Consider the following 1,112-nt stretch of genomic DNA (forward strand, 5'->3'; position numbering starts at 1 on the left):
CCCTCCCAGATAGACTGTTAAGAACATTTTATCATGCTCTCTTTTTTACTCTGTCTACCTGTAGGGGATAATACCACCTTTGGACGAAGAACCTTCTCTTTTTTTCTTTTTTAATTCTTAATAATTTCTGATTTTAAATAATGAATATATTTGTTGGCAAAAGTGGACAAATGTTTATTCTCTGATCGAACTAATCCTAAAGAAATATTTACAGTTGGATGATACACCAAATCAATTGGAACGATATCGCCATTAATGATAAGGGGGTAGTTTTTCATTACGAAATCAGGAGCGAATGTAATTGCCAAATTTTCATTTATGGCTTGGAGAACTCCATCCATATTATTTGAAGTAAACAAGATTTTCAAGGGCTTATATTTATGAAAGAAATCTTGTAGGAAATACTCCATAAATTCACCCTTATATGTAACGAGAGTTTGATCAAGTATATCATGCGGAGTTATAGTACCAAGAATGGCTAAGGGAGAATGCTTAGAAACATATACTTTCTGCTTTCCTTCGATTAATGCTTCAAAAGCTATTCCTTCCATGTTTATGTTCAAATCACTTGAATACGTAATCAGTCCAATGTCAGTCTTATGCTGTCGAACATCTCCAATTACAGCAGATCCACTTTTATCGGCAACCTCCAAATTTACGTACGGATAATCATGTCTAAACGATGCTATCGCTTTTACCAGGAACGTCATCAATCCGGGTAATGACGATATTTTTAGTTCCCCCACTTCCGTGGAATTCAATAAGTTAGCAGTCACTTTTATTTCCTCAAGCTTTTTTTGTACTTCATAGGCGAGTTTCAGAATGATTCTTCCTTCATCGGTTGGAACAGCGCCTTGTCCCCGTGACCGTTTAAGAACTTTAATCCCCAGCTCCTTTTCCAAGTTGGTTATGGACTGGCTGATGTTGGATTGAGTCACATGTAGATTCTGTGCTGCGACAGACAGAGAACTGTATTTTGCGACTTCTACGATATATAGTAATTGTTCAATATTCATGACTATTCTCCTTTTTTAAATAGGCTGTTTTCACATACTTTGTTGCTATTTACCAGGTAGTGAGTTGTGGTTGATTTCCCCTCCAGATGCTCGCTT

1 protein-coding gene is annotated in these 1,112 nt (G+C 36.5%); it reads right to left on the bottom strand.

The window, feature by feature from the left end; translation table 11 throughout:
- Positions 1-110: 110 nt before the first annotated feature.
- Entirely contained in the window at positions 111-1,016 is a 906-nt protein-coding gene (locus ACFX4X_RS25495) for a LysR family transcriptional regulator (protein WP_377387671.1), read from the bottom strand.
- Positions 1,017-1,112 lie beyond the last annotated feature (96 nt).

The sequence above is a fragment of the Peribacillus sp. YIM B13481 genome, assembly GCF_042787985.1.
In the GTDB taxonomy this organism is placed as follows: domain Bacteria; phylum Bacillota; class Bacilli; order Bacillales; family DSM-1321; genus Peribacillus; species Peribacillus simplex_A.

Bases quoted from the DNA above. Each gene is read 5' to 3' on its own strand.
- ACFX4X_RS25495 (WP_377387671.1), bottom strand. From the start codon at position 1,016: ATGAATATTGAACAATTACTATATATCGTAGAAGTCGCAAAATACAGT.